Origin of the sequence: Anaerolinea thermolimosa (assembly GCF_001050195.2) — a bacterium.
Taxonomy (GTDB): domain Bacteria; phylum Chloroflexota; class Anaerolineae; order Anaerolineales; family Anaerolineaceae; genus Anaerolinea; species Anaerolinea thermolimosa.
In genome coordinates this window covers 2,376,808-2,399,444 of the sequence record NZ_DF967965.1, presented here as the reverse complement: position 1 = coordinate 2,399,444, position 22,637 = coordinate 2,376,808, and the positions used below count along the sequence as shown (strand labels likewise).

21 protein-coding genes and 1 pseudogene are annotated in these 22,637 nt (G+C 53.4%); 9 read left to right on the top strand and 13 right to left on the bottom strand.

Annotated features, from left to right (window positions below):
• Positions 1-5: 5 nt before the first annotated feature.
• The 4 genes from ATHL_RS10855 (at position 6) to ATHL_RS10840 (ending at position 4,001) form a co-directional block, all read left to right on the top strand.
• Positions 6-383 carry a response regulator transcription factor gene (locus tag ATHL_RS10855; RefSeq protein ID WP_062193460.1) on the top strand — a complete coding sequence of 126 codons (378 nt, stop codon included), beginning with the start codon at positions 6-8 and terminating at the stop codon, positions 381-383.
• A gap of 21 nt (positions 384-404) precedes the next feature.
• Positions 405-1,193: an alpha/beta fold hydrolase gene (locus ATHL_RS10850; RefSeq protein ID WP_062193458.1), complete on the top strand. Its 789-nt coding sequence runs from the start codon at positions 405-407 to the stop codon at positions 1,191-1,193.
• Between the two features lie 391 nt (positions 1,194-1,584).
• Positions 1,585-2,976 (top strand): cryptochrome/photolyase family protein, encoded by a 1,392-nt coding sequence (locus tag ATHL_RS10845; protein ID WP_062193455.1) that lies wholly within the window; start codon positions 1,585-1,587, stop codon positions 2,974-2,976.
• Positions 2,977-3,017: 41 nt separating this feature from the next.
• On the top strand, positions 3,018-4,001 hold the full coding sequence (locus tag ATHL_RS10840; RefSeq protein WP_062193452.1) for an aromatic ring-hydroxylating oxygenase subunit alpha: 984 nt from the start codon (positions 3,018-3,020) through the stop codon (positions 3,999-4,001).
• A gap of 209 nt (positions 4,002-4,210) precedes the next feature.
• Here the strand turns inward: ATHL_RS10840 and ATHL_RS10835 are convergent, their stop codons facing one another.
• The 9 genes from ATHL_RS10835 to ATHL_RS10795 form a co-directional block, all read right to left on the bottom strand.
• Positions 4,211-5,149 carry a phytoene/squalene synthase family protein gene (locus ATHL_RS10835; RefSeq protein ID WP_062193451.1) on the bottom strand — a complete coding sequence of 313 codons (939 nt, stop codon included), beginning with the start codon at positions 5,147-5,149 and terminating at the stop codon, positions 4,211-4,213.
• Positions 5,150-5,177: 28 nt separating this feature from the next.
• The gene (locus ATHL_RS10830) at positions 5,178-6,662 is read right to left on the bottom strand and encodes a phytoene desaturase (protein ID WP_062193448.1); all 1,485 of its coding nucleotides are present in this window, start codon (positions 6,660-6,662) and stop codon (positions 5,178-5,180) included.
• A 400-nt stretch (positions 6,663-7,062) separates the two neighbouring features.
• Entirely contained in the window at positions 7,063-7,248 is a 186-nt protein-coding gene (locus ATHL_RS10825) for a hypothetical protein (RefSeq protein WP_062193447.1), read from the bottom strand.
• Between the two features lie 63 nt (positions 7,249-7,311).
• Positions 7,312-8,571, bottom strand: a complete 1,260-nt coding sequence (locus ATHL_RS10820; protein WP_062193444.1) for an MFS transporter — start codon at positions 8,569-8,571, stop codon at positions 7,312-7,314.
• Complete coding sequence (locus ATHL_RS10815; protein WP_062193441.1) at positions 8,564-9,646, bottom strand: MerR family transcriptional regulator; 1,083 nt, start codon at positions 9,644-9,646, stop codon at positions 8,564-8,566. The genes ATHL_RS10820 and ATHL_RS10815 overlap by 8 nt, the downstream gene beginning before the upstream one ends.
• 65 nt (positions 9,647-9,711) lie before the next feature.
• Positions 9,712-10,677, bottom strand: coding sequence for a MerR family transcriptional regulator (locus ATHL_RS10810; RefSeq protein ID WP_062193440.1), 966 nt, complete (start codon positions 10,675-10,677; stop codon positions 9,712-9,714).
• Positions 10,678-10,901: 224 nt separating this feature from the next.
• Positions 10,902-11,837, bottom strand: coding sequence for a 1-phosphofructokinase family hexose kinase (locus ATHL_RS10805; protein WP_062193438.1), 936 nt, complete (start codon positions 11,835-11,837; stop codon positions 10,902-10,904).
• 6 nt (positions 11,838-11,843) lie between these two features.
• Positions 11,844-13,226 (bottom strand): mandelate racemase/muconate lactonizing enzyme family protein, encoded by a 1,383-nt coding sequence (locus tag ATHL_RS10800; protein ID WP_062193437.1) that lies wholly within the window; start codon positions 13,224-13,226, stop codon positions 11,844-11,846.
• A gap of 21 nt (positions 13,227-13,247) precedes the next feature.
• On the bottom strand, positions 13,248-14,300 hold the full coding sequence (locus ATHL_RS10795; protein ID WP_162787674.1) for an NAD-dependent epimerase/dehydratase family protein: 1,053 nt from the start codon (positions 14,298-14,300) through the stop codon (positions 13,248-13,250).
• 131 nt (positions 14,301-14,431) lie between these two features.
• On the opposite strand from ATHL_RS10795, the gene ATHL_RS10790 reads away from it, so the two are divergent.
• From ATHL_RS10790 to ATHL_RS10770, 5 genes are all read left to right on the top strand, one after another.
• On the top strand, positions 14,432-16,126 hold the full coding sequence (locus ATHL_RS10790; RefSeq protein WP_062193433.1) for a glutamine--tRNA ligase/YqeY domain fusion protein: 1,695 nt from the start codon (positions 14,432-14,434) through the stop codon (positions 16,124-16,126).
• 159 nt (positions 16,127-16,285) lie between these two features.
• Entirely contained in the window at positions 16,286-16,891 is a 606-nt protein-coding gene (locus ATHL_RS10785; protein ID WP_162787673.1) for a chromate transporter, read from the top strand.
• Positions 16,888-17,403 (top strand): chromate transporter, encoded by a 516-nt coding sequence (locus ATHL_RS10780; RefSeq protein ID WP_062193427.1) that lies wholly within the window; start codon positions 16,888-16,890, stop codon positions 17,401-17,403. Before ATHL_RS10785 ends, ATHL_RS10780 begins: the two co-directional genes overlap by 4 nt.
• Positions 17,404-17,483: 80 nt before the next feature.
• Positions 17,484-18,044, top strand: coding sequence for a nitroreductase family protein (locus ATHL_RS10775; RefSeq protein WP_062193424.1), 561 nt, complete (start codon positions 17,484-17,486; stop codon positions 18,042-18,044).
• 25 nt (positions 18,045-18,069) lie between these two features.
• Positions 18,070-18,918, top strand: a complete 849-nt coding sequence (locus ATHL_RS10770) for a DNA-methyltransferase (RefSeq protein WP_062193421.1) — start codon at positions 18,070-18,072, stop codon at positions 18,916-18,918.
• 36 nt (positions 18,919-18,954) lie between these two features.
• Here the strand turns inward: ATHL_RS10770 and ATHL_RS10765 are convergent, their stop codons facing one another.
• The 4 genes and pseudogenes from ATHL_RS10765 to ATHL_RS10750 form a co-directional block, all read right to left on the bottom strand.
• Positions 18,955-19,383 carry a hypothetical protein gene (locus ATHL_RS10765; RefSeq protein ID WP_062193418.1) on the bottom strand — a complete coding sequence of 143 codons (429 nt, stop codon included), beginning with the start codon at positions 19,381-19,383 and terminating at the stop codon, positions 18,955-18,957.
• Positions 19,384-19,409: 26 nt separating this feature from the next.
• Positions 19,410-21,557, bottom strand: a complete 2,148-nt coding sequence (gene ppk1, locus ATHL_RS10760) for a polyphosphate kinase 1 (protein WP_062193416.1) — start codon at positions 21,555-21,557, stop codon at positions 19,410-19,412.
• Between the two features lie 59 nt (positions 21,558-21,616).
• The gene (locus ATHL_RS10755; protein ID WP_062193413.1) at positions 21,617-22,351 is read right to left on the bottom strand and encodes a sortase; all 735 of its coding nucleotides are present in this window, start codon (positions 22,349-22,351) and stop codon (positions 21,617-21,619) included.
• Between the two features lie 62 nt (positions 22,352-22,413).
• A pseudogene (locus ATHL_RS10750) lies at positions 22,414-22,637 on the bottom strand (hypothetical protein); the annotation flags it as partial.

The following is a 22,637-nucleotide window of genomic DNA, read 5'->3' as shown; positions in this document are numbered from 1 at the left end:
ATCGCATGGCAAAGATATTGATTGCAGAAGATGAACCTGATATTCGCGACCTGGTGAAATTTACCCTGAGTTATGCCGGGCACGAGGTAGTTGCAGTGGGTAATGGTGCTGAAGCCGTAGAAGCAGCCCGCATCGAGCAACCCGACCTTATTTTAATGGATGTGCGTATGCCACGCATGACCGGCTACGAAGCCTGTGCCGCCATGAAGGCTGACCCGCTTACCAGTGACATTCCTGTGGTGTTTCTCTCGGCTAAAGGACAGGAAGCGGAAATTCAAACCGGACTGGAAATGGGTGCCGCTGAATATTTATTAAAGCCCTTTGCTCCCATGGAGTTGAGCCAACGTGTGAATGAATTATTACAAAAATTCGGGAAGCTGTAATACAGAAGGGAGCGCGAGCGAATGAGTGCCATTCTGCTCGATGCACAGATTGTCCATTATGAAGTACTGGGGCGGGGCCGTCCGCTGATCTTCCTGCATGGGTGGGTTGGGTCATGGAGGTACTGGATTCCAGTGATGCAAGCGGCTTCCGTCTCATTCCGCACCTATGCCCTGGACCTGTGGGGTTTTGGGGATACCGCCAAGGTGCCACTCCGATATACTCTGGATGGCCAGGTAAGCCTTGTGGAACGTTTTCTGGAACAAATGGGAATTGGCAGGGTGGCGCTGGTGGGACACGGGCTGGGGGCGGTGGTGGCGGTTTTGCTTGCCTTACGGCACCCTGAAGTGGTTGACCGGGTGATGGCCATTGCTTACCCGCTGGATGAATCGCGAATCCATGCCCGTTTGCGGGCGGGAAACCCGCTCGATCTGGCTGACTGGCTTCTGGAAAAGTCACCGCTTACCGAACCGGTGAGAGTAGAAGCCCCCAAGACAGATCCTCAGGCGATTCTTACCTCGCTGGCGGGTTTAAGCTCCCCGGAAGTTCGTATGGCGGGGCAGAATATGAACCGCGCCTGCCTGCTGGTGCATGGAGTGAATGACCCTGCCGTTGCTGCACCTGAACTGGATATACTCGCTCGCCTTCCTGAGCTCATCCACGGAATTCACTTTGAGGCTTCCGGACATTTCCCGATGCTGGATGAGAGCAGTAAGTTTAATCGCCTCCTGATTGATTTTCTGGCCCTGGGCCCCGGTGAAAGCCCGCGGCAACTTCAACTGAAAGAAGAATGGAAGCGCCGCGTACGATAGGAAGAGTTAACAGTTTTATTAAACTGTCCGTTTTTGCTTGACTTTGTTCACCGAATATGGAATACTAATGCAAATCAAATAACCATCCTTATCTTCTCTAAATTCTTTTGCTATCTTAAAGGATAAGGAGGTGGTGTCTACAATGGATAGTAGTAAGCGTATGATGGCTGCGGCACCCCTCCTGGTTGTCCTCTAACCGAGAGTGCCGCAGCAACCCAATGAAGAAGTCACCCGCATGGGTGGCTTCTTCGCTTAATCGAATATAAGAGGACTGTACGAGAAGTGGCGGAAGTAAGGATTTAACGCTATAGTGAAGAAGAAATGGAGAAACCTGCGCGGGTTTTCTTGCTGGTATCCGTGTGGCAGATGGCCTGGTTGAGAAGGAGGGTGAATGAGTGTGGTGATCTGGTGGACCCGGAGAGATCTACGTCTCCAGGATAATGAAGCTCTCCAGGCTGCACTGGAAACCGGGGGGTTCCTCGTTCCATTATTTATCCTTGATCCCTATCTTTTGAGGGGAGAAGCGTTAGCCAGGCAGGCTTTCCTGTTCGGTGGATTAAGGGAGCTGGATACCGAATTACGCAAGCGGGGTAGTCAATTAATCATTCGTAGCGGCCCGCCCGAAATGGTGCTCAATCGGCTGGTTGAAGAAACCGGTGCAGAGTTGATTTTTGCCGTACATGATACTGGCCCCTACGCGAACAGGCGAGATGAGCGGGTGGCTCGTATTTTGCCTTTAAAGCTTGTGGGAGGAATCACTGTTCATCCACCGCAGGCAATAAGACAACCGGATGGCAAGCCTTATACGGTGTTTACGCCTTTCAGCAAAGCCTGGAAGGCCCTGCCGATACCCCCACCCAGAGTGGATCTCCCGGAACGTTTTCCTCCGCTCCCGGCACTGACAACTGAGTCTTTACCGGAGGTGAATGATACGAACGGGTTGTTTATTCCGGGAGAGCTCAGTGCACGCCAGAGATTGGAGGATTTTCTCGGGAATGACGTTTGGATGTACCACGAAGTGCGTGATCGCCTCGACCTTGAGGGTACTTCAAAACTTTCGCCTTACCTCAGGTTCGGGATGCTTTCACCGCGTTTGGCAGCCACCCGTGTTTTGGAGTTATCCTGTCAGGTCACCAACCCGGTGGGGCAAAGAGGGTGCGAAACCTGGTTGAACGAGCTCATCTGGAGAGATTTCTACCACAGCGTTCTGTTTCATTTCCCTTTTGTGGTCGACACTGCTTTCCAACCGATGATGCGCGCAATGCCATGGCGACACTCTGAAGCAGAACTGGCCGCCTGGCAGTTCGGTCAGACAGGCTACCCGGTAGTGGATGCCTGTATGCGTCAGTTAATTGCCACAGGATGGATGCATAACCGGGGAAGGATGATTGTCGCTTCTTTCCTTTCCAAAGACTTGCTTATTCACTGGCGAGAAGGAGAGCGCTGGTTTATGCGTCACCTGATCGATGGAGATCTGGCGTCTAATCTTGGCGGCTGGCAATGGACAGCCGGGGTGGGCACAGATGCCGCTCCGTTTTTTCGGATTTTTAACCCCGTGCTCCAGGGAAAGAAATTTGATCCGGAGGGGGTTTTTATTCGCCGTTGGCTGCCAGAACTGGAGACTGTGCCTTCAGACTATATTCATTCTCCATGGTTGATGCCTCAGGATATTCAACGAAAATGTGGGGTTCGAATTGGGGTCGATTATCCGATGCCGATGATTGACCATGCGCTGGCCCGGGAGAGAGCATTGCGTTGGTTTCGGAGTAGAGCTGAAAAATAAAAAGGAGTAAACTCAATAAAAGGTCAGATCGGGGAGGAGCTATGATTCGCAACCAGTGGTATGTTGTACTCGAGTCAAATGAGGTAAAAGCCGGGCGCCCGGTGGGTGTGACGCGCCTGGGAGAGAAACTGGTATTCTGGCGGCGCCGAGATGGGAAAGTGGTATGTTTGAAAGACCGGTGTGCTCATCTGGGAGCCAGTCTTTGTCAGGGAAAAATTAGCCCGGATGACCGTCTGGCCTGTCCTTTCCATGCTTTTGAATACGATGCCAGCGGGCAATGCCAGTATATTCCCTCACTGGGCAGGAATGGAATTCCTCCCAGGGCCATGCGGGTAGACTCTTATCTCACCTATGAAGCTCATGGGCTGATCTGGATTTTCTGGGGGGAAACAGAAAAAGCCGTTCGCCCCCCACGTTTCTTCGATCTTGATGATGGATTTACGTATGCAGGATACCGTGATCCATGGCCAGTGCATTATTCGCGCATGGTTGAGAACCAGATGGATGTGATGCATTTGCCCCACGTGCATTACAACACCATTGGAAGAGGTCATCGGGTGGTGGTGGATGGCCCCCTGGTAACTCTGGAGGAGGATATCCTTCGAATGTGGGTTTATAATCGCCTGGATGACGGAACACCTCCGCGTAAACCGGAAGAACTCCCTGCCCCAAACCGCCCCCCCTTCCTGGAATTTATTTTCCCAAATATCTGGCAGAACCGCATTTCAGATGATATGCGAATTTTTGTAGCTTTTGTACCTGTGGATGAGGAAAACGGGATTTTATACCTGCGTTATTACCAGCGTATTGTTCGCCTTCCGGTATTACGCACGTTGTTTAATTGGATCGGTGTCATCGGCAGCCGGTATATCGCCAACCAGGATAAACGGGTAGTCAGCCGGCAGGTTCCCAAGAAGACTTCCTTACGAAATGGAGAGAAATTCGTACAGGGAGATCGGATCATCCTGGCCTATCGGCGGCGCAGGGAAGAACTCCTCCGCGAGAACGGTCAACTGGCCGACTGACCCTGCCTGGTTCAGAGGGGGCTTTTTCTCTGCCGGGATGGAGATGAGGCCTGATGCGGAGGCCGGCCCGGTGCGCCCAGCCAAACAGGTTGGCAATGCCGCTCCATCCGATGATTGCCATCCGGAGGAGTGGAGAGCTATACCTTTGGAAGATCAGCGTCCGGGAACAGGGAGTGGAACAATGCCTGTCCTCCGAACAGGAAAGTGATTCACCCCGCGGTTTCTGGGAAGCGGGCAGGGTGAAGGGAAGAGGGGCGCTCCAGGGTAGACACACAGTAGAGAATTTTTGGCAACATGCTGATCTTTTTCCAGGCGCTGGTGTGGGCCCTTTTTTCGTGAACCTGGTAATGAATGGCTTCGATTTCATCCAGAATGGCACGGTAGAGAAGAGATGCTGCCCCTACAGCCGGGCGTGCCACCCGGCTTAGCAGGGTGATGCCAGGTAATGATTCTTCGAAGAGCTGCCGGGTTCGCCGGATTTCGAATTGCATCAGAGCGATAAAACGCTCATCATATACATGGTTGAGGATATCCTTCATGGATAAATGAAATCGGGCAAGGTCTTCAAGGGGAAAGTAAACCCGTCCGCGGTCAGCATCTTCACCAACATCGCGAAGGATGTTGGTAAGTTGCAGGGCAATTCCCAGACGAATGGCATAAGGAGCCGCCTGTTCGAAGGTTACACCCGGAGCCAGGCCAATCACCGGTATGGAAAGCAATCCCACCGTGGCGGCTACACGGTAGCAATAATGTTGGAGGGTCTCCCAGGTGGGGTACGGGCGAAAGGAAAGATCCATGGCGATTCCGTCCAGAAGTTCACCCTCGTACTGGCGATCAATCGGATACTGTTCGCGTACCAGAGCCCAGGAGAGGAGAATGGGATCGGTTTGTTGTTCAGACGGGAGGTTGACCCGGGCTCGCCAGGCTTCCAGGTCAGCGGGGGTGGTATTGGCACAATCAACCAGGTCGTCACTGGCGCGGCAAAATGCGTACAGGCTCCGGATTGCTAACCGTTCAGGAAAGGGAAGCAGAGAAGTTGCGAAGAAAAAGGTCCTGGAATGTTTACGGATGACCTCTTCGGTGGCTGTCAGTGCAGCCTGTAATCTGGGCGAGGTTCTGATCGATTGGCTTCCAGAAGTGAACGGCATGTTAACTCCTCTCTTCATCCGATCCTTTTCAGGCGGTTTCCTGGATGAGTTTCTCAGCAATGATTGATGACGACAGAACTCCCGGGAGGCCAGCGCCGGGATGGGTTCCAGCACCTACAAAATAGAGGTTGTCAAAGTCTTCGGAGCGGTTGTGAGGCCGAAACCAGGCGGACTGGGTGAGAATAGGTTGCACCGAGAAGGCCGCACCGCGAAAACTGTTAAGCTCGTTCTCAAAATGCAACGGATCGATTGTGTGTTCGGCAATAATGTTTGCCCGCAGGTCAGGAAGATAGCGCTGTTCCAGGAAGGTGAGGATTTTTTCTTTATACACAGGAGCCATCCGGCGCCAGTCAACGTCACTTTCGAGGTGCGGAACCGGCGATAGGACATAAAAGGATTCGCATCCTTCCGGGGCTATAGAAGGGTCGGTAATGGTGGGCATGTGGAGGTAAAGGGAGAAGTCGTCGGCCAGCTTTTTCCGATGGAAGATATCATCAAGCAAATCTCGGTACCGGTTACTGAGGATAATATTGTGATGTGCCAGCCGGCTGTCGAGGTAGCGCCTTCGGGTGCCGAAGTAAATGACAAACAACGACATGCTATAGCGCATACGATCATAGCGGGCGTTAGAATTGACCCTGCGAGCCCATGCGGGGATCAGGTTCCGATAAGTCCAGGCGACATCCGCGTTGCTGATGATGTCATCGGCAAGGTGCACACTGCCGTCACTCAAACGAATGCCCTTTACCCGGCGTTTTTCTCCCACCAGGATTTCTTCCACGCTGGAATTGAGATGGATTTTCCCGCCGAGCTCGGTGAAAAGCCGAACCAGAGCGTTGACAATAGCGCCCGTGCCCCCCATGGCATAATAGACGCCCCATTCCCGTTCCAGGTAATGGATCATGGCATAGATACTGGTGGTATCAAAGGGATTTCCTCCCACCAGCAAAGGGTGGAAAGTGAAAACCATTCGCAGAAAGGGATGTTTCACGAATTGGGATACATATCCATACACGGAACGGTACGATTGCAGGCGAATCAGATCAGGGGCAATACGTAACATGTCTGTGATATGGAGAAAGGGTTGGTCTGCCAGTTCGATGAACCCCTTCTCAAAGATTGGGCGCGTGGTCTGGATGAATTTCTGGTATCCCTCTTTGTCCGCAGGGTTCCATTGCTCAATTTGTTCCAGAATCATCCGGGGGTCATTGTTGTAATCAAATTGTCGCCCCTTGTGGTCAAAAATGCGGTAGAAGGGGTTACAGGGCACAAATGTCAGGTAATCTTCACGGCGGCGTCCTGCCAGGGCGAATAACTCATCAAACATGAATGGAGCGGTTATAACTGTGGGGCCGCCGTCGAATTTGAAACCATTGATCTCATATACATAGGCCCGCCCCCCGGGTTTATCTCGTTTTTCAAAAATCTCCACCTGGTGCCCGCGGGCGGCCAGACGCACAGCCGCCCCAAGCCCACCAAAACCACTCCCAATAATGATGATTTTCTTGCTCATGATTCCCTCTCCATGGATTATGGTGCTTCTTGCTCATCTCTGAATACCAACATCATAAGACATTCGAGGCAACGAGTTCAACAGATTGTAGAGGGATTGAGGAAGGTTTGTATCATCCGAGGTGGGTTTTTCACGCGTATTGTATAAGGGAGTATCGTCCTTCTGGTCGTGTGGGGAGAGTGTTTGAAAACGTAGGCCGGGATGAAATGCAACCATTCCCGGTCACTTTGGGGCCGGGAATGGAGCATTCAAAAAGAATGGTAGTCAGATGTTTCCGGGTATGGGCGCATGGACATCATCTATGGAGTTTGCCCGTTTAAACCTGCAGGGTTGCAGAAAGCCGCCAGGGTCTCTCGAAGCAAACTCTCATCATGCACCAGCACCACCCTCCGGCAGAAGATTACCCTCTGCGTGATCGACGATGGACAGGAATGGGGATAGGAACGGGTTGAGGTGGGCGTTGGGTCAGTTGACCGGCCAATTCTTCCAGCCCCTGACGCAGGCGTTCCAGAATCCCTTCGAGGGTACGTTGCATCCCATGCCGGGAATTCCTTCCGGGCTTTTTCACCTGATTCTCTTGAGGCATGGATTCTTCCTTTCTCAGGCTATATCATAGCGTGTTTTTGGGCATCCGCACGTTAGAAATGGATTAACAATCCGGGTCAGCGGGGGCACCGATAGATTCCATGGCTGTCTGTTGCGCGCGAATCTGGGGACGGTAGATATAGCGATAAATGTAAAACGAAAGCCAGGTTAAGATTCCCGAAGCAAGCACTCCCGGTGCTGCTGTCCCGGCCATAACTCCGTAACGTTTTCCCACCACATCCAAAAGTACGCCGCCCAGAGATGGGGCAATAACCCGGGTGAAGGCTTCGAGAGAAGTGGAGAGCCCCAGGATTCCACCTACCTGCTCAGGGGGTACGGTTTTGCTGAGTGCGCTATTGATGACCGTATTCAGCAGCCCGCCGCTGATGGCGGTGGGAATCAGTGCCACCAGCAGGACGCTCACACTGGGAGCAAGCCCCCACCCTAATAAACCCACAGCCATCAACACGGTGGCCGAAAGGATTAACCGGGTTTCAGAAAAACGTGCTGTTAGCCGCCCGACGAGAACGCCCTGGGTGACCACAGAAAGAATTCCAACGTAGGCCAGAATGTATCCCGTACTCTGGGCTCCCAGGTTGAAGCGCGAAAGCGCATACAGGGAAAAAATAGTTTGAAGGAGCGAAAAAGCCAGCCCGAAGAAGAAGCGGGTGTGCAATAGAGGGCCGGTGAGTGGGCGGCGAAGGGCCTCGATCAGGGCTGGAAGGGAAAGGGGAGACCGCTGATGGAGAGGGCTTGCTGCGCGTTGTTCCGGGGTGAGCGATTCGGGCAGCCAGAAACTAACCAGGAAGAAATTCATCACCGAAAGCCCGGCGGCCATGAATGCCGGCAGGCTGTAACCAAACTGACTCAATACTCCACCGGCGGCAGGGCCAATGATAAACCCCAGACCAAAAGCCGCGCCAATCAAGCCAAGGCCACGGGCGCGGTTTTGACGGTCGGTCACGTCACTGACATAGGCCTGGGCGACGGAGATATTCGCGGCGGTCAACCCGGCGAGAAGGCGTGAGAAAAAGATCATTTCCAGGCTGTTGGCCAATCCTAAGAGTAAAAAACCCAGAGCGTTGCCAGCAATGGAAATAAGCAGGATGGGGCAGCGGCCAATACGGTCAGAGAGCCTGCCCAGAATGGGAGCGCCAATCAGCTGGGCGGCAGCGTAGATGGCCACCAGCAGACCAATTTGCACATCGTTGGCCTGAAAAGTACGTGCCAGGTAGGGTAAAAGGGGCAAAATCAGGCTGAAACCGAGGAGATCAATGAAGACGACAAGGATGATTGAGGCGAGTGCTTTGTTGTTTTTATACATGGTTTTTCCTTCGAGGGCGATCTGAGGAAGAAGTACTTCTCTGCACAGAATGCGAGGATGGGGCATACTGCATGAGGAGGTTTTCCAGAGTGGAGATGGTCTCTTCAGGCGGGGTGTTCAGATATATCACCGGCACCGACTCGGCGAGGCGAAAATGATCAAATGCGGCTCCGCCCACCACGACCAGTGGAGAGGGTTGGGGAAACCGTCTCAGAATTTTCTCAATCCCTTCCAGGTTCCGCGCGGTTTCAGGTCGGTTGGCAGAGAACATCAAGAGTGTCGGGTGGATGGGAGCCAGAGCTTCTTCTAATCGCTCCAGACTGAGATCTGGGCCGAGGTATCTGACATTCCATCCCCGCCAGCGCAGGATGACCACCAGCATTAATAACCCGATTTGATGGGTTTCTCCCGGAGCACAGGCGGCCACAATCAATCCGGGACGCGATGGCAGGCCGGTTGCCGCCAGCATACTCATCAATTGCTGAATAACCCATTGCGAAGCAAAATGCTCGGTAGCAATGGGCAGGTGGCCAGTATGCCACATTTCTCCGATTTGGACCATCATCGGGGCGAAAATGTTTATCAACACCTGATCCACCGGGTACAGGGCAAAGGCCCGTCGGATCACTTCCATAGCGGTTGGCTCGTCAAAATGAACCATAGCGTCCAGCAATTCGGCACCCAGGTTTTCACAGGCGGTAGAGTGAATCTTTGAAGACGGCATCACCGATCCTGTCAGGCTGGGGGCGGCGTTCGTTGCCGGATCCTGTCCGGAGCGACGTAATTCTTCTAGATACCGAACGGCACGTCCGATGCTCAGACCAGATTCCACCTGACGGATCAGCCAGCGCAGGATGCGCAGGTCGTATTCGGAGTAGAGCCGATACCCCTGTTCCCCTCGCCGGGGCTGCGGCAGACCATACCGCCGTTCCCAGGCTCGCAGGGTCACGGGGAGCAGACCCACCAACCGGGAGACTGCCTTGATATTATAGAGCGGTGAGTGTTCACCGCCATGCGGGTTGTTCAAAGCCGGAGGACTGGTTTCAGGTTCGGGAAGCGGTTGCTCAGCGATCATCCAATCATCTTAACCCAATCCATGTACAATCGCGACTTTTTGCACAAGGTTTGTCGAGGGATGGCTCAGGCCGGGCGTTTTTCAGGCTGGTTGAGCAGTTCTTTAATTTTCCGGGTGGCTTTTTCCAGAGTGTTGCCGAGGTAGATTCCCGGTACCTGTCGGGTCAGAGATGGATCCAGGTCGAAGGCGCGGCCGCCGTATCCAAACAAGGGCGCCTGACGCATTTTCCTTAACTTTTGTTGCATGGTTTTCATCTCCAGGGCTGATGAGGCGGAAGTGGCGGAGAGAACGATCATCGAGGGGCGCTCATACGTGGCGTAATCTACCAGGTCATCAATGGGTAAATCAGGCCCGAGAAATTCCACCCGATAGCCAGCGCTTCGCAGGAGTACCGCGATCATCAACGGGCCGAGTTCGTGCTGTTCCATGGGGGCGCATCCCAGGAGAATGTAGGGGGCGTTACGCCGGATGGGGTAAGCCTGGAGAAGGGATAAAAGCTTTCCGCGTAAAAAAGCACTGGCAAAATGCTCTGTGGTGACACGAATTCGCCCGGTGTACCAGGCTTCACCGATCTCTACCAGGGACGGCACCAGAATATCCATGAAGACGGTCATCAGGTCAAAGAGAGCGTGGGCTTCGCGCAACAAAGTGGCAGAGGTCTGCTCATCGTGCTGCATCAGGGCGGTGGTTAACTGGCTGGCATACCAGTTGGGTGAATGTGCCTGTCCCCCGGTGCGACGTTCGGGCAGGGAAGGGATGGCCTCGGGCCACAATTGCTGATTAACCATGGCGCGGAATTCAGCGGCGGCATTGCTGATGGAAATCCCATTATCCACCCGGTTTTTCAACCAGCGTAAAATAGCAATGTCACGATCAGAATAAAGACGATACTGATTTTCTGAGCGATGAGGAGTGAGTATCTCATGCCGGCGTTCCCAGGCGCGGAGAGTGACCGGGCGAATGCCTGTCTGGCTGGCGACGGCTTTAATGGTGTATTTTGGTAGATCGGATAGTTCGTCAATGGTGGACATGGTTCCATCCTCAAATGTTTCGGGTAAATACAATTCACACAAATTAGACAAAGATTGTACATAGTATATCCTCAGTTCGTATAATGTACAAGCTCTTTTAGAAACTCTCATGAAATTCTCATGAGGGGTTGTTATGAAAAGTCCTGCCGGGAGAATAAAAAAGATCCGGGGAAGGCTCTCATCACTCCCCGGATCAGGGTCTTTCTGGTTTCGCACAGGGTTGATTAAATGGGGATGGCCTGTGTTTCCTGTAACAGGCGCATGACGTCAGCCGGGCGGCATTCTGCCGTGCCCCGGGTGAGTACTGTGGCGGCTCCGGCAGCTGCCCCCCAGCGGAGAGCCATTGGCCAGGACTCGCCCAGGGATAAACGCCAGGGCAGCATTGCAGAGACTGCTTCTCCGGCACCAGCGCCGTTAACCTCAACCTGGCGGGGGCTGAAAGCCCGCCAGTTGCCTTCAGTGGTCAAAGCAAGAATGCCGTAGTCACCGCAGGTGATGATCAGATTCTGCAAGCCAAACTTGGCGCGGATGGAACTTGCCGAATGGAGGATTTCATCCACAGTTTCAGAGGGCAGCCCGAAGGTTAATTCCATTTCCCGGCGATTCATCTTCATGATGGTCGGTTTTGCCCGAATGGCGGCGTTGGCCGGGGGGCCATAACAATCGATGAGAACGGGTTTATCGAGTTCTCTGGCCATCTGGCAAAGATACGCATAGAGATCGGGCGGGGCACCAGAGGGTAATGATCCGGCAAGGATAACCCACCCGGCCTGGGGCAACAGGCGCTGATAGGCAGCCAGGAACGCTTCGATATCTTCATCGCTGACTTCATACCCTGCGGTTACCACATGTGTATGGCGGCGATGGGCGGTTTCCACAAGGATATGAGAGATGCGGGTTTCACCTTCGACCGGGACAATTTCTGTGGGAATATCGGCCTGCTGGATCAATTCCAGAAGCTGATTCTGGTTGGCTTTGCCCAGAATAGCCAGGGCAAGCGTATCCAGATTGAAGGTGCGCTGGACGTGTGAAATTGCCAGCCCTTTACCCCCCAGCGAATCGATATAACTCCCGGTACGCAGAGTCTTCCCGGGGATGAACTCTTCAATGAAGAGAATATGATCTAAGGCGGCATTTAGGGTTACTGTAAGAAAAGTCACAGTGTATCAACTCCATAAACGGTCGTGAGACCAGTCATCATTCCACTGGTCGGTAGGCTCCCACAAACCAGGGATGTTGGGGTGAATGTGTTCGGCGATGACCTCATCGTTGAGATCGTCAATGCCCAGGCCGGGTTTATCGGGCACTTCAATGAAGCCTTTGTTTACCAGCGGTTTGGGTAAACCAACAGCGATGTCATTCCACCAGGGCACATCGACTGAGTGGAATTCGAGTGCCAGGAAATTCTCGGTTGCCGCCACACTGTGGACAGCGGCCATGCACCCGATGGGGCTTTCGGCCATGTGAACGGCCATAGCCACTCCATGTTCCTGGGCCAGGTCACCAATTTTCTTGTTCTCCAGAATGCCACCCGAACTGAGTACATCAGGGTGGATGACCGAAACCGCGCGGGCTTCAAGGAGGGGTTTGAAGTTTTCTTTCAGGTAGATGTCTTCTCCGGTGCAAACGGGAATGTGGATGGCCTGGCTGAGGCGTACGTATTGATCAGTGTACTGCCAGGGAATCATGTCTTCTACCCAGGCAAGGTTGTATTTTTCCAGGCGTTTCCCCAGGCGAATGCAATCTTCCAGGGCAATATGCCCGAAGTGATCGGCGGCGAGGGGCACAGTGTAACCGATTTCGGCGCGTACCTCGGCCACGTACTGTTCGAGCATATCAATCCCTTTTTCGGTCAGGTGGATTCCGGTCATGGGATGGGGAACGTTGTAGATATCATAAGCGCGGTTACGAAGTTCGCGTTCTTCAAGTGTTTTCACATCCCATTTCCAGCCATAGCGGGCCAGGGTTTCCATTTCTTCATAAAGCCCCAGCGGATAACTGAGTGTGCCGGGTTCATGGGCGATCAGGCCGATCCCCACATCCATCTTTAAGAAGGTGAAGCCCATTTCCATGCGTTTTTTAAGGGCTTTCCCCATTTTGGTGCCATCTGGTTTGCCGCTTATGTCGGTATCGCAGTAGATGCGGATTTTATCGCGGAATTTCCCGCCAAGCATTTGATACACCGGCACTCCATAGGCTTTGCCAGCCAGATCCCAGAGGGCGACTTCAACCCCGCAAACACCGCCAGCCTGCCGGGCATGTCCGCCGAATTGTTTGATCCGCCGGAATAGCTTATCCACATTGCATGGGTTTTCACCCAGGAGAACTCGCTTAAGCATCAGAGCGTAAGTCTTGGAGGCGGCATCGCGTACCTCGCCGAAACCAACCAGCCCCTGGTTGGTGTAAATTTTCATCAGGGTGCAATGCATGGGTGCCCCGACGATATCCACAAAGCGCATATCTGTGATGCGTAAGTCAGACGGCTTTGAGTAAGTGTTGACGTGATTCAGGGCAGATTCGTAGTTTTCAGAGGGGGGTTGATGAGACATTTCGGGTACCTTTCAGTGAAGTTATGGAATTCCAAATGAAAATTCGGGTTCAAAACCGATCAATTGACGGGCACGATCGATGCTTACCAGGCTTTCGGTGCCCGTCAGTTCTTTCTTGAAAGTTTGTACGTCAGGATAGAACAATTCGGCCAGGGTTTTCGATGGGATGCCGCTCCAGTTGTACTTATCGTTCACAAAGAGGGCATGGCTGCCCTCAAATTGAGCGGTGAGGCCTTTTTCGATGGCCTGAGCCGAGTCTCGTTCGTCCAGCATGGTGAAGAAGTTCACCCGGTTGGTCATGGAAAGGAGCATGAGCCGTTCTTCTTCGGGCAGGGTGGACATTGCATCGCGAACGAAGGCAGGGTTGTTCTTCTCGTAAGGACGAGTGGCGCGAAAGGCGTTGTACTTTTCCCAGGCCTGGTCAAACCAGGCGCGCCGTTCTTCAGGGGGGCGCTTCAGGAGCTGCTCTACCAGGTCGGTAATGAGAGACCGCCTGGGGTTTGGGTTGTCGTGAAGGGAAGCAGGTGCCACCCAGGGCAGGCGCAGGGCCAGGTTGGAGATTCCTTCCCGCCGCCAAAAATATTGCCCGATTTCTTCAATGATGTTTTTGGAGAACGAGTAGGCGTCGGTGGAGAAAACAGGGTGTTCCTCGTCCAGGGGCAAATAATGGAGGGGGGCGGGTTTCACGCCGTAAAACTGACCGGCGGCGTTGATGGAACTGGCCTGAACCACACGCTGAATGCCTTCTTCTGCAGCGGCCTGAAAAACGTTGAACGTGCCCCCACAATTGACCCGAAAGAGTTCCTGGGGAGGTCCACCAGAAGGATTGGGAATGGCGGCGAGGTGAACAATGGCCTGACAACCTCTCACAGCTTCGCGGAGGGCGGGGTAATCATTTACGTCACAAACCCGGTATTCCGCCCCTTCAAAGGAAACATCTGGCGTGCGCCCGATGACGCGTACCGCGTAGCCCTTTTTTACAAGCCGTTCCACTACAGCCCGGCCTACAGATCCAGAGCCGCCAGTGATCAATACCTGCATAGATGCCTCCAGGGTTTCGATGGGTTGCAACAAGCTTTATTATACGTAGTCTTTGGATTCCGGAGTCGATATCTACCCGTCTGACGCAGGTTGTTATACAATTAGCGAACCCGGTGATACCAGCGTTTGGGCAGGATGATCCCAAGGATTGAGGAGCCGACTTCATGACCAACGAATCTTCAAGCAGTGCAAGCAATTTTATTCGAGAAGCGATCGAAGAAGATCTTCGCCAGGGCCGATTTACTTATGTGCGAACGCGGTTCCCGCCAGAGCCGAATGGATATTTACACATTGGACATGCCAAGGCTATCTGCATTGATTTTGGGCTGGCAGAAGCGTTTGGTGGAAAATGCAATCTTCGCTTTGATGATACCAATCCCGTCAAAGAGGACGTGGAATATGTAGAAGCGATTAAAGAGGATATTCACTGGCTTGGTTTTGACTGGGAAGATCGTGAATTTTATGCCTCAGATTATTTTGAGCAACTGTACCAGTTTGCCATCAAACTGATAAAAAAAGGAAAAGCCTATGTGGATGATCTGAGCCCGGAGCAGATTCGTGAGTACCGTGGTACACTCACCGAGCCGGGTAAGGAGAGCCCCTATCGCAACCGGTCGGTAGAAGAAAACCTGAACCTGTTTGAGCGGATGCGTGCGGGCGAATTTCCGGATGGGGCGAGGGTGTTGCGCGCAAAAATTGATATGGCTTCGGGTAACATGAACCTGCGTGACCCGGTCATGTACCGGATCATTCACGCCACCCATCATCGCACCGGGGATCAATGGTGTATCTACCCGATGTACGACTTTGCTCATGGCCAGTCCGACTCCATTGAGGGGGTGACCCATTCGCTGTGCGATCTGGCTTATGAAGATCACCGTCCTCTTTATGACTGGTTCCTGGATGAGCTTGAAATTTTCCATCCGCGCCAGATTGAGTTTGCGCGCCTCAACCTGTCGTATACCATCTTGAGTAAACGCTATCTGAAGCAACTGGTCGAACAGGGGTATGTTCGCGGATGGGACGATCCCCGAATGCCCACCCTGCGAGGAATGCGCAGACGCGGTTATACTCCGGAGGCCATTCGGCGTTTCATTGAACAGATTGGGGTTTCCAAAAATGAGAGTCTGGTGGATATCTCTCTGCTCGAGCATATCCTGCGAGATGACCTCAACCAGCGCGTTCCGCGGGTGATGGGTGTTCTCGATCCGGTGAAGGTGGTGATCACCAATTACCCCGAAGGACAGGTGGAGGAATTTGAGGCGGTTAATAACCCCGAAGACGAATCCGCAGGAACACGCCTGGTGCCCTTTAGCAAGGTGCTTTATATCGAACGGGATGATTTCCGTGAAGTGCCGCCGCCAAAATATCATCGTTTGTCTCCGGGGCGCGAGGTTCGGTTGCGCTATGGTTATATTATCCGGTGTGAAGAAGTAGTCAAAGACCCGCAAACCGGAGAGGTGGTGGAGATTCGCTGTACGTATGATCCCGAAACTCGCGGTGGGTATGCTCCCGATGGCCGAAAAGTGAAAGGCACCATTCACTGGGTCTCAGCACTTCATGCAGTTGATGCAGAAGTCCGGCTGTATGACCGGTTATTTACCGTGCCTGAACCTGGCAAACCTGAAGAGGGAAAGACGTACCTGGACTATCTCAACCCCGATTCCCTCAAAGTGCTCACGGGATGCAAGGTGGAGCCGTCACTCCTGAACGCTGTTCCAGGAGATCGCTTCCAGTTTGAGCGAAAGGGTTACTTCTGTGTAGACCCTGATTCTACTCCCGGTCATCCGGTGTTTAATCTGACGGCTACCCTGCGCGATACCTGGGCTAAAATTGAAGGGGAACTCCAGGGCGGTTAATGGGGCTGCGTTGGGTAAACCGTTCTCAGCTCAAAGAAGGTTCTTTTTAGATTTGCTTGGGGTTCTGGCACAAGGGTTAGCCGAAAAATGAAGAACACTTTCGGCTAACCTTTGTTGTCGATGAGAGTGGCCGGGCTGATGAAATTCTTCGGAAAAAATGTGATTAAAACATCATCTCCCTCTTCATCGAGTCTGTGGTTGATCTTTCGCACCTTGCTTGGAGTGGGATTGCAGTCGTTTGGCGGAGGATCTTCCACGTTTTACCTGATTCATGAAGCCTGCCGCCGATATGGGTGGATGGATGAGGAGGAGTTTGTACGCTCATGGGCCCTGGCGCAGGTTACTCCGGGGATTAATTTGATCAAGTTAACCATCCTCATCGGGAACAAATTGCGGGGAGCAACCGGTATTGCGGCGGCTGTAGGAGGATTGCTTTTGCCAAGTGTTTTTATTACAGCTCTGATGACGGCCGGTTATAGTGCTATTCGCTCTTTGCCGATCATGAAAGGAATATTGAAAGGAGTGTTACCTGCTGCCCTTGGCTTAAGCCTGGCGATGGGGGTGCAGATGGCCACCCCGTTGCTCTCTCGCGCCCGGGGTGAAGGGTGGATGCGTCTTGGGATCAGCCTGGGGGTGATTGTGATTGCCGGATTGCTTCTGGCATGGAATGCCACTTCGCCCCTGCTGGTGCTCCTTCTGGGAGGTGGGGTAACTGCCGCCCTTTTCAATTTTTTCCCTGTAAATGGTAGAAGAGATGCCCCATGAATCTCTGGTTGTTTTTCTGGCTGTTTCTCAAAGCATCGCTCTTTACCACCGGAGGGTTGGGTAACCTGCCGTTACTCCATCGCGATTTGCTGGGTCTGGGGTGGGCCAGCGAAGAGGATTTTCTAACGGCACTGGCGGTAGGCCAGGTGAGCCCGGGCCCCACCGGCTTGTGGAGTATCAGCCTGGGTTTTCTGGTGGGGGGCTGGGCGGGGGCCGTTGCAGCGGCGGTGGCGCTGAGTATTCCGCCGTTGCTGGTGCTGGTTCTCGCGGCATTTTATCATCGGCTTGAACACCTGCAGATTGTGCAAGATTTCTCTCGGGGACTTTCGCTGGGGGTTGTAGGCCTGGCGGCGGCTGTTTCGTTGGGCTTGGCTGGTTCTGCTATTTCCGATGGGTATGGTGCGGTGATTGCTCTGGTTGCGCTGGGGTTGGCGCTCACGAAACGTGTGCCGGTGATCTTGATCCTCGGCGCTGCGGCCGTGGCGGGGGTGCTTCTTTATGGTGGCGGGTAACAAACTACCCTGTCTTCATTACTTGAGCGCCATTTTCTTTATAATGGAGCTATGTGAAATGCGTTTCAGGAGGCAGAACGATGGACGTCATGACTGCGATTTATACCCGCCAATCGGTTCCCCGCGTCAGGCCTGACCCACTTCCCCCTGAATTGATAGAGCAATTACTGGGGGCAGCTGTCCAGGCCCCCAATCATCACCGTAACCGTCCATGGCGGTTTGTTGTGCTCACGGGTAGGGCGCGCGAAAGGCTGGGCGAGGTGATGGCGCAATCGTTACACCGGCGGGCGCCGGAATCGCCGGAGACGGCTTTGGAGGTGGAGAGAAAACGCCCTTTGCGGGCTCCGGTGGTCATTGCAGTGGGGATCGATCGGGCGGATGATCCAAAAATCGTGGAAATTGAAAATGTTTGTGCCGGAGCGGCGGCGGTAGAGAATTTATTACTGGCAGCTCACGCCCTGGGGCTGGGCGCGATGTGGCGCACAGGGGCGCCAGCGACCGATCCGGAGGTGAAAGCCTTCCTCGGTTTTAATGCAGATCAACCGCTGATTGCTTTTGTTTATGTGGGATATCCAGAAGAAATTCCCCAAAAGGTAGAGCGGCCTTCTTTTGTTGATCGCACTACCTGGATGGAAGATTAAGATAGCCCCCTGATGAGAGCTTATCATGCTTAACCGGATTTATTTTGGTGATAACCTGGCCATAATGAAATCTCTGCCTGCCGAATCGGTGGATCTGATTTATATTGATCCACCCTTCAATACCGGTAAGGTACAGGCGCGCACCCGCATTCACACGGTGCGTTCGGCAGAAAATGGGGACCGTACTGGGTTTGGTGGGCAGCGCTATGTCACCATCAGAGTGGGATCCAGTGCTTATGTGGATGCCTTCGATGATTATCTGGCTTTTCTGGAGCCTCGTTTGCTGGAAGCTTACCGGTTGTTAAAGCCCGATGGTTCACTCTATTTCCATATTGATTACCGCGAGGTGCATTACTGCAAGGTTCTGCTGGATGGCATTTTTGGGCGGGAGAGTTTCATCAATGAAATCATCTGGGCGTATGATTATGGCGGTAAACCTCGCAGTCGGTGGCCGGCCAAGCACGACAACATTTTGTTTTACGCCAAAAACCCCCGGCACTTCACCTTCAATGTAGAAGCAATAGATCGCGAGCCATATCTGGCTCCCGGACTGGTGGGAGCTGAGAAAGCCGCCCGGGGAAAGCTGCCCACCGATGTCTGGTGGCACACTATTGTGGGGACGAACAGCCGTGAGAAAACGGGCTACCCTACCCAAAAGCCCCTTGGAGTGATTGATCGGATCATTCGGGCATCTTCTAACCCTGGAGACCTTGTTCTGGACTTTTTTGCCGGAAGCGGCACGGTGGGAGAGAGCTGTCTGAAGCAGGGACGGCGTTTTATTTTGATTGATAACAATCCCGCGGCGCTGGAGGTGATGCGTCAGCGCTTTGCTGGCGTGAATGAGGTTGAGTGGCTGGATTGGAACGGGCGATAAAGGCTGTGAGACGTCCAGGCCCTTGAAAAGATGGATTTATTTACGATGAAAGCGCCAGGTAGAACGCCGCAGGGTGCGTATTCCGGCAATGACCAGCCCAAGGCCGAGCAGTAACAGAGGAATGTTGGTAAAAAGCACTTCTCTGGCTGCAGAAGATGCCTGTTCCCAGGTTTGTCCGGCTGCAAGGCTGCTCCATAAAGGGCGAAGGATTTCCAGAGTGGGGAAAATCATCAATGCCGCCCCGCCCATCAGGGTTAAGAGGCTGATCCAAAAGTACATGGGACTGCGCCGGGCAGTAATATCCCGGTCGTAGACGGTTTCAACGCGTAAAACCAGCCCCTCTGCCTGACGGAGGTTGAAATCGTAACGCTGGGCCACATTCCGGACTATTTCGTCGCGGCTGTGTCCCTCTACCAGTGCCTGGATGATATATTCTGTAACCTCGCGTTGATCATCAGAAGGCATGAGTCCATTTTACCAGTCTTCGGCAATTACGCACTTGCCAGATCTGTAAGAACGCGACGGCGGGCGATAAAAGTTTCCTGGGCGTTGATCTCTGGTTGGTCGGGTAAGGGGCGGATTTTCCGGTAGGTGCCGTCGGGGAGCATTTCGTGGGCCTTGACGTTATCGTTGAGGTAGGTCTCTAAAATTTCATCCCGGACAAGGCGAATGAGCGCCGGTTCTTCGAGAGGGAAGAGCACCTCAACCCGTTGATTTAAATTACGTGGCATGAGATCGGCACTTCCCATCAGGACGATCTCATGGCCGGCGTTATGAAAATAATAAATGCGGCTGTGTTCGAGAAAGCGCCCTACCACACTGATCACACGAATATTCTCGCTCAGGCCGGGAATACCCGGGCGGAGACAGCACATTCCCCGAACGATCAGGTCAATTTTCACCCCGGCCTGAGAGGCTTCATAGAGCAGGCGGATCATTGGAATGTCTACCAGAGAATTCATTTTAAAAAGTAAGTATCCCCCCCGGCCAGCCGTCTGATGTTCTATTTCCTGGCGAATAAGTTGCTCAAATTTCTGGCGCATATTGACCGGTGCGACGAAAAGCTTGCGGTAGTCTTCTCGGGTGGAATAGCCGGTCAGATAGTTGAATAAATCTGAGGCATCCGCACCGATATCATCGTCAGCGGTGAACATCCCGATATCTTCGTAAACCTGGGCAGTGATGTGATTGTAATTTCCGGTGCTCAGATGGACGTAGCGCTTGATGTGTTCGCCTTCTTTCCTCACCACCAGGGCAATTTTGGAGTGTGTTTTCAGGCCCAGCAGGCCATAGGTGACGTGCACTCCTTCCTGCTCTAACATGCGCGCCCAGCTAATGTTGCTTTCTTCGTCGAAGCGGGCCTTCAATTCCACCAGCACGGCTACCTGTTTGCCATAATCCCGCACGGCTTCGAGCAAGGTGTTGACGACCGGGGAATTACGACCCACCCGGTAAAGGGTCATCTTAATCGCCAGCACGTCAGGATCGCGGGCGGCTGTGCGCAGAAAATCTACCACCGGGGTGAAAGAATCGTACGGGTGATGCAGGAGAATATTGCGAGAACGGATGAGGTCAAAGAATCGAGTGTCTTCACCGCGCTCCAGATCACGCAGAGGCCCAGGCAGAGCTGGCAGAAAGGGACGATCCTTTAGATCGTAGCGATCAATGCGGTGCAGTTCCATCAGGCTGCTCAGGGCCAGCGGCCCTGAAAGTACGTACACATCGTTAGGATCAGCGCGCAGGTTTTCGAGGAGAATCTTCTTTACCTCGTTGCTCATGGAAGGATGGATCATTAATCGGGTTACAGCCCCAAAACGTCGCCGCCGCACACTTTCTTCGATCACCTCAAGCAGGTCGGGCGCTTCCAGTTCCTGAATATCCATATCTGAGTTGCGGGTAACATGGAAGGAGTGGGCTTCGAGTATTTCCATCCCCGGAAAGAGCGCCGACAGGTTGGCTTTGATGAGTTGATCAATCCAGACAAAATAATGCCGCCGGGGAGCGGTACCATCTCGACGTACTCCCCCGGAGGAACGCTTAATGGGAACGAGCTGGGGAAGGGACGGGGGGACTTTAACTCGCGCAAACCGCCTGATCTCGTCCTTTCCACGCAATATAACCGCGAGATTCAAACTGAGGTTGGAAATATGCGGGAAGGGATGGCCGGGATCGTAAGCCAGTGGCGTGAGTACGGGGTAAATGACTTCGTCAAAATAGTGATTGGCATTCTCGCGTTGTTTGGGGCTCAGTTCGGAATAATTCAGGATATACACCCCTTGCTGGCGGAGCTGGGGGACAAGACGGTTGAGCCAGATCGATTCCGCGGCTTCCATGAGCTTCTGAGCGTTCTTTCGGATCTCCGCCAGTTGCCTGGCGGGGGTGAGCCCATCGGGAGAAGGTTCTGTAACACCGGCATCGCGTTGCATACGCAGGCCACCCACACGCACCATAAAAAACTCTTCCAGGTTTGAGCCAACGATCGCCAGGAATTTGACCCGTTCAAGGAGAGGATTGGACTCGTCTACAGCTTCACCGAGTACTCGCCATTGAAATTCAAGCAGGCTTAGCTCGCGGTTCAGGTAGAGAGAGGGAGAATTAAGATCGATGGTCTCTGGCCGGATGGCAGTTGATGCGGTCATGGCACCCTTTCAGCTGAAGAGGAGGCAGAGAGAATGAAATGGTAGATGATGTATTTATATCAGGAAATGGGTTTGGCCGTAACAATTAAACGGTAGGTACTTTCGTAGGGGGGCCAGCAGGTCACCAGCGTCAGGCGCTCATCCTGAGTTGGGGCAATCCAGCGGGCATTTTCTACCATTTGATCAAAACCTACATTTTTTTCCTTGAGTTTCAATACTTCGTCAACCCGGTAGCGATGTTCCTGACCACCGGCAAAGACGGAGATCTCATCGCCGCTTTGCAGAAGGTGGAGGCGCGCAAATACCGCTCCGTTGACATTGTGATGCCCGAAGAGCACCACGTTGCCAGGCTCGCCCGGCCTGGCCGAGATGGGATTCCATCCGGCGGCGAAGGTATCGGGAACGATCCATTGCTCATAAATCTTACCGCGAATGTTGTAGCGCTTCCCGCCGGTCAGGACGATGGGTGCGTCTAGCTCGATAGCAGGGATAACGATTCGCTCCGGGATATAGTATTGAGCTTCTCCCTCTGTTGCGGTGGCTACCACACTGCGAAGGACGCTGCTATCGTAAGAATCCGGGAGATTTGTCTGCCCGGGAGATGGTGGCAAAGAGACCGATACCAGATAGGGATCGAATTCATCCCAGGGCTGTGAGGGTGGCTGAGCTTCAGCATTTACGGAAGGTAGCCAGGAAATGGAAATGCCCGGGATACGAAGGAACACTCCCAGTGCAAGAAAGAGCACCCCAAGGATGAGAAAAAGCCATCGGGCAAGGTGTGAAAGCTTACGCATCTGTGAACCCCTCAGGGTAACCGGCGGACATCCTGTGCCCGCCGGTTACCACGGCTTCTCTGTTAGAGGGAGGAATTTCTGCGGGTGAAGGCAGTGATCACCAATCCCATGCCGAGGAAAAAGAGACCAAGATTAATCAGCCAGTTGCTGAGAAGAGCGGGGTTGATCAAATCTGCACCGGTAACAGGGATGATGACACCGCCATCAGGTGTGGGTGTGAAAGTAGCTGTGGCATTGGATGTGCTGGTGGGAGTGCGGCTGGGCTGGTTCCCGGGCGGGGTGGGAC